The following is a 13640-nucleotide window of genomic DNA, read 5'->3' on the forward strand; positions in this document are numbered from 1 at the left end:
CAAAGCGGCTTTCATGCTGGTATGGAGTCAGATGGTATCGCAAAAGCAGGATATAAGGATGGCATATTCGTTCTGTGTTCCGTGTCTGCGTATAGGCGGTGATGGATGTCTTCACGAATACCTCCCTGAGCTAATGCAGGTGTGTACATGAATGAGCTGGGAACGTTGGTGTTGTTGAATAAATCGTCCATTTGCGTCTTTTTATCCTTAATCGAGCTCCACATTGCTACAAAAATGAACAATCCGATGGCAGCCAATGTAGCTGCAATGAGTAAAAACTTTTCCAAGGCCGGTTTCATTATTCATCCACTCCTTCTATGATTCAACCAAAATGATTCGTGCTGCGTGCCAAATCCGTTACATACTGCTGGGCGATGTTCAACGCATTCCACAAATAAATCAACAGCGGGCTAAACGCCGCCGCATAAGCCAGGCTTCCAAAAAACTTGCGTCTTCGCCGCCGATTCTCGCGCAGCATCTGGGTATAACTCTCTTCCCTCGCCTCCACCAAGGCAGAAATATCCTCAGGAGGCGTCATTTCCAGATCTGCGAGCAGCTTGCACAGCTCCTTGGCCTCCTTGGTTCCGATATCCTCGCCAATCGCATGCAGTGCAGCGGACGCCCCTTCATCAAATAACCGCAGCCCTTTATTCAAGGCAGGTTTGATTCTTACCGTATAATCGCGCAGCTTGGTCAGCATCGTATGCAGATTCAGCCTGCGGCGACCAACCCCTTTAAGCTCGTCAGCGATCATGCTGTAGATCATGAACAGCTCGCGGTTTTTTTCCCCGTCGTCAATCTCCTTCCATTTGGCCAAAAAGTAGGTGAGCAGCGAAGCCCTCGTGTTAGTCGCAAGCAGCATCACAACCGGTCCCCACAGCTGAAGCAGCAGTGCAGGCAAGGATTGAACATCCCAATTGAAGGAGATGTCATATAAGCTGTTGATCAACCATAGCAGCGCGACACCATAACGGATGGACTGGATTTTTAGCGCATTCATTCCCAATGGATATCCCGTGCGCTCCAAACGTTGATCCAGCTCTGGATGATCCAGCCAGGTTTTCAATCGTATATATTGCAGCCGGGACATATATTTAATGGACAGGGGGGTCCGTAAACGGCGATGAATCAGATAAGCAGCAAGCATGTAAATCAGGCAAATCAGGATGCCAAGAAGTCCGCCGCCGACAGCATATAGATCATGGTGCATCTGTAAGAAAACCTTCGACCTCCTTGTGGGCTTAATTGCATTCAGTAGCTTCATATTCCGAAGCTGAGCTCAACCGTCTAATAATCATTGGGCGGACGTCGGAACCAGGTTGCCAGAAGCAGCGAGCCGATAATAAAGCAAACCGTGACCGTCAGCCAAAAGCGCCCTTGCTCCGTTCCTAATTGGTAATGTACCGTGCTCGTGTAGCCCATAAATATGACCATCATTAGCAAAAGCAACGGGAACAAAAGCACATGAAGCCAGCTCAGCTGCAGCACCTCAGAGCTGGAATCCCCCTCATCGCGCAGCATATCGATCTGTTTGTGAATATTTTTATCAATCGCCATGAGCGTGCTCTCCACATTTTCGTTGCGCAGCAGCCCTTTCAGCATTGTTAAGCCAAGCTGCTTGGCAAAGGATGTTTGAATACTGTAGATAAATTCTTCAACCGCCTTCTCCATTTCGCGCGAGTCCACATAATTAAGCTCCTCCCTGATCAGATTCATAAAATGACTGCGGATCGCACTGGACGACATTTCCTGACAAGCCAGCTGCAGCGCCATACGCATATTACCGCGGGTAACCTTGTATTTACTGGTCAAAATACCTATCGTTTCTGCAAGATCATAGCCGCTTTGGATTTGTTGGCTGCGCAGCTTCAGCCGTTGATAAATGATCAGTACTGCAAACGCGACAATGGCGATGAACAGACTGAAACGAATATCGAAAGCCATTACGTAGGAAACCATCCCGGCAGACAAGGAGCTCGATACAGCCAACAGCAAAAATCGCTGAACCGAATATTCGTTATAACGCTCCTTCATCGTAGCCTTCAGCAGCAGCTCCAGCTGACGATGTATTCTTCGGTATATCGCCGCAATTCGCCCTGCTTGCTTGTGACCTCGAGGTTTACGCTTCAGCTGCTTCATGCTAAGTCGGTGTCGGTGCTCTGTCAGCAGCAGCTTACGAAGATAACGGAGAGGCTGCCTCAGAGTCATATACAAACCGATTGTAAATAAACACGCTGAGATGAACAGAAGCGCCATCGTCAAAATTGGAAACATAGACAAGGGCTAAGCCTCCTCATCCGTCGAGTGCTCTGTTGGTGATATTACAGGATTACTCGACATCGCAGCAGCCATTTGCTCCATCGAAACACTGATTCGGTACAGCGGATTAGCCGCTACAGGATTATAAACGACTACTCCTTCGTTCTCAGCAATAGGTGATGCCGCTGCCAATGCTGCTAACGTTTGGAAAGTTCGTTCGGACCATTCCGGATGCACCTCACGCATTTCCTTACGCAGACCCTCACTCAAATCGTTGCGATACGTCCATGTATCCGTTCGCTCATTCCAATGCATCAGTTCATGAGTGCTAATTTCTCCTGTATAACGATTGTAGCGAAGCTCCATAACACTTTTGAGCCGTTTACGCGTTCGAGTCGTGTCCTGCGTCTGCACGATCAGAATATCGATATTTTCGGCCACACGCTTTTCTTCCTCCTCAAAACGCACCCCCGGATTTAAGCTGCACAGCAGCCTCGCGAACTGTGAGGGTACGGTTTCCGGCTTCCATGTGTGAAAGGTGCTGCCAAAGCCCTTAAGCAGTCGTTCGCAGGCGAGCATCGCGCCCTCCGCCTCGACTCTGCGTACTTCACCAATAATCGCATAGTCAACGTCGAAGCGCAGGATCTGATCCATGGCATGATGAAAGGTACCTTCATGGGTGATCCGTTCAATCAGCTTTTTTTCGGGAAAATCGCGGCTGGCAGCCAGCTCGTAATGCTTTTCGATAATCGCGCCGGTGTAATGGTTTTCCCGTTCCGATATCAGCGCTTTAAGTGTCGTGGACTTTCCTGTCCCTGGAGGACCAATTATAATTGTGTTGCAATGGGTTTTCGATATGCCCTGCAGCAGCTCAACAGCTTCCGGTGGAATGGTGCGGCGTTTGGTATCTGCCAAGTCCTCCACGGTTACCCGACCGATCATTTGGTATCTGCCAAGTCCTCCACGGTTACCCGACCGATCAAAAACCGTCGAAACGTAATCACATCATGCCGTACATCGGGCTTCACCGTGAGCGTAACCCGCTCCCCCGTATATAAATCCACCTCCAAGGTTGTATTGTATAGATTGACGATCGCATCTTCCTTTTGACGAGTGAGTGCGCGAATGATTTTATCCACCTCCTGTGTGGAGGCAAATTGAAATGGCATCCGTTCATGGCGACCGTGATGATGGATCCAGATAGAGGTTCCAATAATTTGCGCGGCGTAGCTGTCCGGATACGTTTGCCAGCAGGCCAGTGCCTTAAAGCCGTATATTTCATGAAACATCGCATGTGTCACATCGCCATAGCAGCGCTGCTCTTCCTTGGAAAACCGTCTGAGATTCATGTAATAATCCGGCAGCTCCAGTTGATGCAGACCCTGGCGGTCCACGTGTGATTGTATTTGCTCCATAATGGCAGTCACTGTCTCGGGCACACCGATAATCGCTTTGTTTTCCAGCTCGACGAAGGCTTCGGCATCATCGCTGTCCGGTGCTCCTGCCAGACTCCGGCTGGCCAGTCCTTGATGCATAGCACCTGCGAATCGTTCACCGACCATTTCTTTATAGGTGTGGCAGGCTTGCTCGAAAAGCACCTTTCCGCCATTACTCGTCAATTGGGGAGGCGTATAGGTCTGTTCAACTGAGGACGAAAACGTCGGTTCCCATATTTCAGGCTCCGTATGAAACTGTCCAATATGAAACCGCCACTGACTTGCCAATGTTTAAGCCTCCTTTACAGGCTTCATCCAACGGAACCACGAGCCCTTCGAGGAGCCTGCCGCAGAATCCGTGTGCTTAGTCGTTTCTACAGCAGACGTGTGTACAAGCGGCAAATCATAATAATGCAGCATCGCCTTCGCTATTTTGCCCAGCTCTTTGTTGTAATCGTGATTGTGCGGATGACACCAGCCAACCTCTGCTTCTTTGCGATAAAATGACGGATCATACGGCAAACTGCCTACATATGGCATCTCCAGCTGGCGTGAGAGTTGTTTTTCATTTTCGATATCGGGTGAGCGAATCATTTTATTAAACAGCAGCATCGATTGGCGCTGCTCCCATTGGAAAACCGGGTGCAAAATATGCTCGCACATTCGCCGCCACTGCGCCTTGGCTTGCTGACTCTGACTCATATAAACGAGCAGCAGATCAGAGGCATGTATGCTTTGTGCTGCCAATGCATGGTCAGGATAGCTGCCTGCATCCAGAAGCACCAGATCAAAGCATTCCCGCGCCTTCTCGATTAGCCATGACACGCCATCCGTCTGGTAATAATACAGTTTTTTCAAATCCCGGCTGCCTGCCAAATAATAAACGTTCGGTGCCAGCAGCTGCATTTTGCTCTGAAGCTCTGCAGCCTGAAGCTGCTTGCCCTGCAAGCTTCCCCACAGCTCATCCATATATTTGGCCGAATAAATCAATCCACTATCCCCGGGGTTCCAGCCGTTTAGTCCAAAAATCCCTACTTTTACTCCCGATAGTGCCGCCAGTGTAACTCCGATTGACAATAAACTGGAGGTGACGCCCAGCTGCGGAAGCGCACCGATTGCGGTAATGACCTTACTGACAGTCCTTGCCTTAATCAGGCATATCTTTCCCGCCTCATCCGCTACCTGCTCAGGAGTATGATACGGAAGCACATAGTTAATACCTTGCGCTGCACACAGGCTTTGCGTTGTTTTTAAAGTCAACGGATCCGTACCGTTGCTTAGTAAATAAATAATCCGATTAGCCGGATACAAACTGCGCAGCGTGAACAATTCGTGCATATCGAGCAGCACGTCGCTTACAATCCATACGTCTCCAGGCGATAACGAGGTCTCCGGAGCTGGTACAGAAGGATTCGATACGAGGGTTCGAGCTGTTTTCAGTAGAGAGTCCCGCTTGCTTTCCGTTCTTTCTCCCATCAGAAGAACGGCTGCCATATCCTTGGATACGCTGGATACCGACTCATAATCACCGGAAATTCGTAACGCCTCCAGCAGTCTTCGGTCGCCTGACACCACATAAGCATTCAATGTTTAATAGACCTCCTTTAAGCTTATATACTACATACTAGTGATAAACGACCAGGAATCGGTAACCCTTCGTACCGTATTTACGGATCAGCTCTTTTTGATCATTAGTGACAATCAGCTCTACTGTACTGACCATACCTGTTGGCTTCTTGCGATCATCGGAAGCTCCGATTTCCTGATTGTTGGTACCCTTGGCATAGCTGACAACAATTTCCTGAAGTTTTTTCTCTTCCTCATAAGAAACATTCAGCTGGTCCAGTTTTTCACGTGACAGCTCCTGGTCGGCTGTCTTGTCGTCAACTTTTTTGCTTTCTTCCTTTTGGATCAGCAGCAAGGAGACCCGATCACCACGCAGCAAGCTGCCGGGCGGTTTTCCAAACATCCATTCCACCGGAAGCGGCATGTTCCACTCATCAGCACCAGGCAGCAAGTGGGCGGTGTTCAGCATATCAGCTGTGATTTGCTCGTTCAGTCGAACGGCTCGTGTCGTTTCCTGACGAAGTGCTGATGGCATACGTACCAATGCCCCGTCAACAAGCTGCTCTTTTTTTATCTTGACCGTTTTGAGGTCTGCTTCGGTTAACCGTAAGCCGCGTTCGACAGATCGGGCAGCCTGGACCACTTCAACTGTTCCCCAGTTGGGCTCCACAAACCACTTCCAACCTATAAGCAATGCAGGTCCAGACAGGCACAAACCGATGACCAGCACATAATACATACTTTTATACCAAACATTCATCCTGCCGGGTCCTCCATTTCCTTTCTATCCGTTCCTCCACAGCTTGTGCAGCAGACCCTTGGGACCTGTATGAGGCAGCCAGCTGCGAAGCCAGTCTTGCATTGCACGCTCCAACTGAGCTCGGACTCCAGGACGGTCCTGCACCAGTATACCCAGCCAGCTCGCCTCAGCCATCCTGGTAAAATCAATCGCCGGAAGCATACAAACCGGCGGTTCGGGAAACACACTCAGCCATTGTCCGGTATGACTGGAATTCACTGCCTTATTGGCGATGCCCCAGACTGGCTTGCCCAGCAGCCGCAGTTCTTTAAGCCGCTTCATATTACGTCTTGCGGCAGCTGATTCCAGCTTATGCAGCATCGGGTCCATGACATAGACAAACTCGGAGGCAAGCTTAATCAGCTCGTTTGCCGTTTCATCCTCCCAATTGGAACCGATATCGACTAATACAATAGGACGCTCTATCTCCTGGAGAATTAACTGCTGCAGTCGGCTGAAGGCCAGTTCAGTCCGGTTACCGTCTGCAAGGTTGGGCTCTATCGAATCGCTAATTATGGAAGCTTTGGGCCATTCAGCTCCCGATTGCGGTGCCGCTGGCAGCCACAGCGTGTTGCCATCCTCCCAAGCTGTCTGCAGCTGCCGTAAATCGACTCCTGTTTCGTTATAGCAGCGATAATCGGGGGGAGCATGCTTTTCACCGTACAATAGTGCGTACAGCTCCGGCTGATTTGACTGCGCCTCCATAACCGCGTGCCGGATACCAAGCCCGTGAAGTGCGCGAGCCAACGATAGTGTTGTGAATGTTGCGCCAGCACCCGCATACAGCCCGGATACAACCAAGACACGCGGCGGCGACTTTGATATCCCCTTTCCACCACTATCCCTTAAGGCTGTGCCGTCTTGTTCCGCTCGGCCTCCGTCTCGATTTCGTCCACGCACGACATCCCCGTCTATTTCGCCATACACGACTTCTCCATTGTTGCCTGCTGCTATTTGCAGCGGCTGGATTCGCAGCAGCTCGTTGCGCACCTCCGCGGCGCTCTGGCAACGGGCTCGCGGCTCCGCTTGCAGCAGCTTCTCCACCAGCGCCGACAAGCTCGCAGAGATCGCGGTGCTGTGGTCGCTCAGCGGTCTGCGAACGGCATAATAATAGTGACCTCCGCTCAGCAAGTAATACAGCAGCGCACCCAATCCGAACAAATCGGTGCGCGCATCGGTCTGCCGCCCTTCGAATTGCTCAGGTGCAGCAAAACCAATCGTACCAATTCGCACCGTATCGGCAGCTTGTCCGGCCTTATAGCTGCGAGCTATACCGAAATCAATGAGCCGTATCCGCTCCTGCGCATCGATCATCAGATTCGCAGGCTTCACATCTCTGTAAATAATCGGCTCAGGCTGGTGGCTGTGCAAATACGCGAACACATCACACAGCTGCAGTGCATAATCAATCACATGATTGACTGGCAATCGCTTGCCGGACCGTTCAAATCGTTGCAGCAGCGTTTCTCCCTCAATGTAATCCATCACCAGATAGCTGCAGCCATTAGAGTCAGCTGGAAAATAATCGACAATATCTGGAAGATTCGGATGGTTCAGTTTAACAAGCATTTCTGCTTCTGCCAGAAATTCATATTCAGTTCCATTGCTCTGCCTAGATTCCTTAACTGCCCAGTGCTTGCCAGCTAGTCGCAAATCGTCTGCCAAATATACAGTAGACATTCCCCCGCTTCCCAGCACGGATACGATGCGGTATCGCCCTTCGACTACATCACCGATTTGTTTGCCCTGCGGCTGTATCTGCACCTCAACCACCCCCATTTGAGCTATGCGATCCCCTTACACAATAAACTGCTACAACAATTCGAAAACATCAGGATTAATCATTATTTAGATGCAAAAAAACCGCCCCTTCCAAGCTTTTCAGCATGGGAGAGGCGGTTCTTCCGCTCATCACTTCTAATATTGACTATAAATTACCACATATTTCAATTTAATGCAACTAGATTCGATAGTTTTCCCCACAAGTCACCATTTGTGCCAATGTAATTACATTATTCGCAGTATAATAACCAACGGTTCGCTAATTTTACCCTTAATCAAATCCCAACGAATGTCTTGTCCTGTCCAGCAGCTCTTGATACAATCAATTTGTGTTATGTAAGCTCTAAGATTGTTCATTAGGAGTGTTATTTTGGGGGATTATTTATTTGTGTTGTTGGTAGGATTAGTAGCCGGGGCTGTCAGTGGCGTCATAGGAACAGGCTCATCCATTATGTTATTACCTGTTCTTGTATTTGCATTTGGCCCTAAGCAAGCAGTACCCATTATGGCAGTGGCTGCTGTTATGGCGAACCTGACCCGAGTCGTTGTCTGGTGGCGAGAGATCAATTGGCGGGCTTTTGCTGCCTACTCGATTACAGGTGTGCCAGCCGCCGCAGTGGGTGCGCGAACACTGTGGCAATTACCGACACCTGTTATAGATATTGGACTCGGTCTGTTTTTTTTACTTATGATCCCTGTCAGGTATTGGCTAAAGGCAAAGGACTTCCACATTTCCTTATGGCAGCTTGCCGTCGCTGGAGCTTTGATTGGCTTTTTGACCGGAATGGTCCTGTCTACCGGGCCTCTCAGTGTACCAGCATTCACCTCTTATGGACTAATGAAAGGTGCATTCCTCTCGACCGAAGCGGCTAGCTCACTTGCACTGTATGTCAGCAAGGTTGTGACCTTTCAGGAGCTTGGCGCACTCCCGACAGAAATGATGGTACATGGAATTATCGTCGGTGCTTCTCTGATGCTCGGCACATTCGCTTCAAAAGCTATTGTTCAGCGGATGAGTGTCATCTCCTTCCAATATGTGTTAGACATTTTATTATTAGGTTCCGGGCTTTCCCTTCTGTGGGCGGCAATCCATTAAACCACTTCATCCAAAAAAAGCACGGGCCCAGAGATTGGGCTCGTGCTTTGGTCTATTCATCGCTTTTAAAGATAAGCCCGTTTGTACGGCTGCGGCACATGAGAATGCTCACTTTTCAGTTCCAAAGCTGCATGAGTGGCCCAATACGGATCCCGCAGCAGCCCCCGCGCTATTCCAACCAGATCAGCATCTCCATTGCCAATGACCGATTGAGCAAGCGACGGGGACTCCAGCATACCTACTGCAACAACAGGAACATCCAGAGCTTCGCGAATAGTACGTGCATATGGTATCTGGTATCCGGGGTAGTTTCCTGGTTTTCTTTTACCTGCTGGCCCTTCCCCGCCCGAGCTCACATGAAACACGTCTACACCGGCTTCTTTGTAAGCTTTAGCCAGCTGTAGGGTGTGATCGATATCATAACCGCCATCCACATATTCAACAGCAGAAATCCGGAAAAACAGAGGCATCTCCGCGGGTATTACTTTTTTAACAGCTTGAATAATTTCCACGCCGAACCGAGCCAAATCCTGTCCGTAAATATCGTCGCGTTGGTTTGTAAGTGGAGAATGGAACTGGTGGATCAAATAACCGTGTGCTCCGTGTAATTCAATCATGTCCACACCAGCCTCTACAGCCCGTCGAGCTGCGTCCGCAAAAAGCTGTACCATCTCTTTAACTTCATCCGTCGTGAGGGCTCGTGGTACTTTATAGTTGGATCCTGGGTATTTGATCGCAGATGAGGATACCGGTACTTCAGCATCTTCGGCTTTACGACCGGCATGTGCAATCTGGATACCAATTTTGGCGTCATGAGCATGCACTTCATCAATAATTCGCGAGTAAGCCGGAATTTGGTCATCGGACCACAAGCCCAAATCCTTATAACTTATGCGACCATCAGGATGTACATCCGTCATTTCCATAATAATGAGAGCCGTACCTCCGATAGCGCGGCTCAAATAGTGAACATAATGCCACTCATTCGGTTTGCCGTCCTTGGCATCAACGGAATATTGACACATGGGCGCCATCACCACACGGTTCTTTAATTGCAAGCCTTTGATCTCAAAGGGCGTAAACAGTTGATCTCTCATCGTAATCCCTCTCCGCTGGTTCTATTTTGGTGTTATCTTTTACAGGCACTAATGAACTCTACCTACTTTATTATTGATGCTTTTAGTATCAAATACAAGTACCCACTTTTATGTAAGATAGTATCAAAAGTATAGTTTATTGCTTGAACCCCTTTCAACTGTCCCGTCTTCATATAGCATGTACACACGTTAACGTATCAATAAAGCCAATGATTGGCATCCAATAGCAAATTATCATCAACCTGCTCCTCCTACCTTCTTTAACAAGGAGCAGCAAGGTTTTTTTAATGCAAATTACTTTTTTGACTTCGGTGGCTAATACTCGGTGAAATGGGAAAACTATCTTCGTCCTATTACATGAAGGAGGCTTTGATTACCATGTGGACTGTCTCCATCCCCATTGTGCTGTCGCTATCGATGCTGCTGACCGGATCTATTAATGAGCTATCCAACGCTCCCAGTAAAGGGCGTCCTTATTATGAAAAAAGAGGTGAGATTGTATGGGAGGTGCCCACTGAGGAAAAGATTATCGCGCTGACCTTTGATGATGGCCCCGACCCTGAGGATACACCACAGATCCTGGACCTCTTGCAGCAATATGGAGCTAAAGCTACTTTTTTTGTGATCGGTGAAAAAGCTGAACGTTACCAGGACCTTATTAAGCGGGAAGTCGCTGAAGGCCATGAATTGGCGAATCACACCTATACCCATATGTATTTCACCCGCGGAGTCAAAGAAAGCAATATGCGTGATCAATTGATGCGAGCGGAAGAAGCTATACATCGGGTCTCTGGGCAAAAGCCGCACTTATTTCGCCCGCCAGGAGGCTACTATAACGATCCGTTGATTCAAATAGCCAAACAGGAAGGCTATACGGTCGTAATGTGGTCCTGGCATATCAACACGATGGACTGGAATACACCGGGTGTTAATCATATCACCAACAAGGTCCTTAACAACTCGCGCAACGGAGATATTGTATTATTTCATGATTATGTAGAGGGCAAGACACAAACCATTGAGGCACTCAGGCGAATTTTGCCCGTGCTTAAAAGCCGCGGCTATCGCTTTGTCACGATTTCCGAGCTGCTCGAATATCGCAAAACCAGTCCCGTCAAAGGAATTGATTGAGCTTTAAACCTTAAGATTGAACAATGAAAAAGCACCTGTCAGCATCCAATAACCTGCTGCCGCGGTGCTTCTTTACTTTTTGAGCTTTCATGAAAATGACATTAATATTGCTATTATCGCTTATACGCCCCAAAATCCTGCGCCTGTAATGATAACCAATAAAATGAACAGAACCAAAATTTCTCCTGTTGATGTACCAAACCCGCCATATGCACTTGCACAACTTCCCACACCTACACCGCCAACATGTGCCAATAGAATCACTCCTATGTCATGATTAAGTCAACGACATCGAATCCTAATGTACATCAACCTATGCCACAGTGTATGGCAATTAGCGGAAACGGTATAGACAGATGCACAGATTAACCGCCCATTTCGTAATTTATTGCAGTGACTCTTCCAGGATCCAGACACCCTTGGCAGGAATCGTCACAGCTCCACTGACTGCTTGACCGCCTAACAGCTCGGTGCACTGGTTTGATCCCAAATTCACCTCGGTCTCGCTGTCATTATGATTCAATATCATCGTATAGGCCTGTCCGTCTTTAACACGTCGTGTCGCTTCAATTCCTTCAGGAGCAGCCAACACGGATTCAATCCCCGCTTGCTTCACCAGCAGCGCAGCAAAATCGGCAAGAAATGATTTATCCGGACTGGATGCTACGTACCACGCCTCACCTTGTCCGAAGCTGTTGCGCGTCAGCACAGGCGTACCCTTATAAAACTCCTCGCCATATTCAGCCCAAACCTCTGCCCCTTCGGTATGCAGAATATCGCATAACAATGTGCTGGAATATTCCTTTTTAAAGCCTTCCCGACCTTCGGTCATCACGATGCGGTTGGACATATGCGGGAATAATGCATCGATTTCTTCAACCCAAATACCGAGCAGCTTGCGAAGCTCGCCTGGATACCCGCCAAGTGTAACCAGATCGGATTCATTCACGATCCCACTGAAAAATGTCGTTACAAAACGCCCGCCTGCTTCCACATAGCGTTCCAGTTTGTCGGCGACTCCCGGTTTCACCATATAGAGTACAGGTGCAATGACGACATCGTAGCGGGAGAAATCCGCTTCCACTGATATCATGTCGACCGCAATGTTCTGATCATAGAAAGCAACATAATACTTGGCAAGCTCCGTCATGTAGGATAAATCAATCGTGGGTCCTGAGGAGAACTCCATAGCCCACCAATTTTCCCAATCGATGATGATCGCTACTCTGGCTTCAATCCGGGAACCAAGCAGCTTATCTCCCAGAACCTGAAGCTCGCCGCCAAGCGTTGCACATTCTCTGAAAACACGGGTATGCTCATGACCGACATGCTCAATAACCGCTCCATGGTATTTCTCACATGCACCAGCCGAACGACGCAGCTGGAAGAACATCACCGTATCAGCACCATGGGCTACCGCCTGGTAGCTCCACAATCGCATCACGCCTGGACGCTTCAAGCCATTGTAAGACTGCCAGTTTTGCTGGCTTGGCGTCTGCTCCATCAGCATGAATGGCTGACCATCCTTCAAGCCGCGCATCACATCATGCCACATTGCCACATGACTGAGCGGCGTCGTGTTGGATGGATAGCTGTCCCAGGAAACCACATCAACATGCTTCGCCCATTTGGCATAATCCAGCTGCTTGAACATCCACATCATATTCGTCGTAACCGGAACATCCGGCGTAACCGCCTTCAATTCGTTGTATTCCAACAGATAGCAATCCAGCAGCCCATCCGAGTTAAAACGCTGGTAATCGAGCGAAATTCCTTGGAAGGTGGTGCGAGTTTCTGCAGAATGCTCACTTAATAAATTAGGGGGCACGATTTCGTCCCAATCATAAAAGGTATGCCCCCAAAAGCGGGTATTCCACGCCTTGTTCAACTGATCCAGACTGCCGTAGCGCTGCTGCAGCCATACTCGAAAAGCTTTGGCGCAGTTGTCGCAATAACAAATGCCGCCGTATTCATTATTTACATGCCATACGGCAAGCGCCGGATGATCCTTATACCGTTCAGCCAGCTTGCGTGCCAGCCGTGCCGCATAAAATCTGTAGGTCGGACTGTTCGGACACGAATTATGACGTTGACCAAATGTATGCTTGCGCCCTTCAAAATCGACCCGCAGCACATCAGGATGCCGATGAGCCATCCAGGCCGGATGTGCACCCGTACTTGTTGCCAAGCAAGCATACACACCATTTTCATGCAGCTTGTCCATGATCTCGTCAAGCCATTCAAAATGGTAGGTCTCTTCATCCGGCTGCATCAAGGACCATGAAAACACAGCTACTGTCGCGATATCAATACCTGCCAGCTTAAACATTCTCATATCTTCGGTCATGATCTCCTGGGGCCATTGTTCGGGACTATAATCGCCACCATAAGCGATTTTGTTTAATTTATTGCTAATCATGGAACGACCTCCGCCTTCTTCTACTTACCTAACCATCGTTAAGCTGTTTGGCTCA

13 protein-coding genes are annotated in these 13640 nt (G+C 48.9%); 2 read left to right on the forward strand and 11 right to left on the reverse strand.

The window, feature by feature from the left end; translation table 11 throughout:
* Positions 1–11: 11 nt before the first annotated feature.
* The 8 genes from NST47_RS33615 to NST47_RS33650 all read right to left on the reverse strand — a co-directional run bounded on the left by NST47_RS33615 (position 12) and on the right by NST47_RS33650 (position 7824).
* Positions 12–299, reverse strand: coding sequence for a hypothetical protein (locus tag NST47_RS33615; RefSeq protein WP_341159005.1), 288 nt, complete (start codon positions 297–299; stop codon positions 12–14).
* A gap of 23 nt (positions 300–322) precedes the next feature.
* Positions 323–1210 (reverse strand): hypothetical protein, encoded by an 888-nt coding sequence (locus tag NST47_RS33620; RefSeq protein ID WP_341159006.1) that lies wholly within the window; start codon positions 1208–1210, stop codon positions 323–325.
* Between the two features lie 77 nt (positions 1211–1287).
* Positions 1288–2280 carry a hypothetical protein gene (locus tag NST47_RS33625; RefSeq protein WP_341159007.1) on the reverse strand — a complete coding sequence of 331 codons (993 nt, stop codon included), beginning with the start codon at positions 2278–2280 and terminating at the stop codon, positions 1288–1290.
* 3 nt (positions 2281–2283) lie between these two features.
* A complete protein-coding gene (locus tag NST47_RS33630; protein ID WP_341159008.1) occupies positions 2284–3183 on the reverse strand; it encodes an ATPase, T2SS/T4P/T4SS family in 900 nt (299 codons plus the stop codon).
* A gap of 14 nt (positions 3184–3197) precedes the next feature.
* On the reverse strand, positions 3198–3983 hold the full coding sequence (locus NST47_RS33635; protein WP_341159009.1) for a hypothetical protein: 786 nt from the start codon (positions 3981–3983) through the stop codon (positions 3198–3200).
* Between the two features lie 3 nt (positions 3984–3986).
* Positions 3987–5282, reverse strand: coding sequence for a hypothetical protein (locus tag NST47_RS33640; RefSeq protein WP_341159010.1), 1296 nt, complete (start codon positions 5280–5282; stop codon positions 3987–3989).
* Positions 5283–5319: 37 nt separating this feature from the next.
* Positions 5320–6021, reverse strand: a complete 702-nt coding sequence (locus NST47_RS33645; protein WP_341159011.1) for an SAF domain-containing protein — start codon at positions 6019–6021, stop codon at positions 5320–5322.
* A gap of 24 nt (positions 6022–6045) precedes the next feature.
* Positions 6046–7824: a serine/threonine protein kinase gene (locus NST47_RS33650; protein ID WP_341159012.1), complete on the reverse strand. Its 1779-nt coding sequence runs from the start codon at positions 7822–7824 to the stop codon at positions 6046–6048.
* 388 nt (positions 7825–8212) lie between these two features.
* Between NST47_RS33650 and NST47_RS33655 the strand changes: the two genes are divergently transcribed.
* Positions 8213–8938, forward strand: coding sequence for a sulfite exporter TauE/SafE family protein (locus tag NST47_RS33655; protein ID WP_341159013.1), 726 nt, complete (start codon positions 8213–8215; stop codon positions 8936–8938).
* Positions 8939–9003: 65 nt separating this feature from the next.
* Here NST47_RS33655 and NST47_RS33660 read toward each other — a convergent pair whose 3' ends face one another.
* The gene (locus NST47_RS33660; protein ID WP_341159014.1) at positions 9004–10035 is read right to left on the reverse strand and encodes an NADH:flavin oxidoreductase/NADH oxidase; all 1032 of its coding nucleotides are present in this window, start codon (positions 10033–10035) and stop codon (positions 9004–9006) included.
* Positions 10036–10413: 378 nt separating this feature from the next.
* Here NST47_RS33660 and NST47_RS33665 point away from each other — a divergent pair, with 378 nt between their 5' ends.
* Positions 10414–11166 carry a polysaccharide deacetylase family protein gene (locus tag NST47_RS33665; RefSeq protein WP_144026418.1) on the forward strand — a complete coding sequence of 251 codons (753 nt, stop codon included), beginning with the start codon at positions 10414–10416 and terminating at the stop codon, positions 11164–11166.
* A gap of 120 nt (positions 11167–11286) precedes the next feature.
* Here the strand turns inward: NST47_RS33665 and NST47_RS33670 are convergent, their stop codons facing one another.
* Together NST47_RS33670 and NST47_RS33675 are read right to left on the reverse strand one after the other, a co-directional pair.
* Positions 11287–11397, reverse strand: coding sequence for a sporulation protein YjcZ (locus NST47_RS33670; RefSeq protein WP_341159810.1), 111 nt, complete (start codon positions 11395–11397; stop codon positions 11287–11289).
* Between the two features lie 154 nt (positions 11398–11551).
* Positions 11552–13585: a beta-galactosidase gene (locus NST47_RS33675; protein ID WP_341159015.1), complete on the reverse strand. Its 2034-nt coding sequence runs from the start codon at positions 13583–13585 to the stop codon at positions 11552–11554.
* Positions 13586–13640 lie beyond the last annotated feature (55 nt).

The organism is Paenibacillus sp. FSL H8-0034 (genome assembly GCF_038000305.1).
Taxonomy (GTDB): Bacteria; Bacillota; Bacilli; order Paenibacillales; family NBRC-103111; genus Paenibacillus_S.

What these genes read in the sequence shown, in the direction of transcription:
- NST47_RS33615 (WP_341159005.1), bottom strand. Translation starts at nt 299, where the DNA reads ATGAAACCGGCCTTGGAAAAGTTTTTACTCATTGCAGCTACATTGGCT.
- NST47_RS33620 (WP_341159006.1), bottom strand. Translation starts at nt 1,210, where the DNA reads ATGCACCATGATCTATATGCTGTCGGCGGCGGACTTCTTGGCATCCTG.
- NST47_RS33645 (WP_341159011.1), bottom strand. Translation starts at nt 6,021, where the DNA reads ATGAATGTTTGGTATAAAAGTATGTATTATGTGCTGGTCATCGGTTTG.
- NST47_RS33660 (WP_341159014.1), bottom strand. Translation starts at nt 10,035, where the DNA reads ATGAGAGATCAACTGTTTACGCCCTTTGAGATCAAAGGCTTGCAATTA.
- NST47_RS33665 (WP_144026418.1), top strand. Translation starts at nt 10,414, where the DNA reads ATGTGGACTGTCTCCATCCCCATTGTGCTGTCGCTATCGATGCTGCTG.
- NST47_RS33675 (WP_341159015.1), bottom strand. Translation starts at nt 13,585, where the DNA reads ATGATTAGCAATAAATTAAACAAAATCGCTTATGGTGGCGATTATAGT.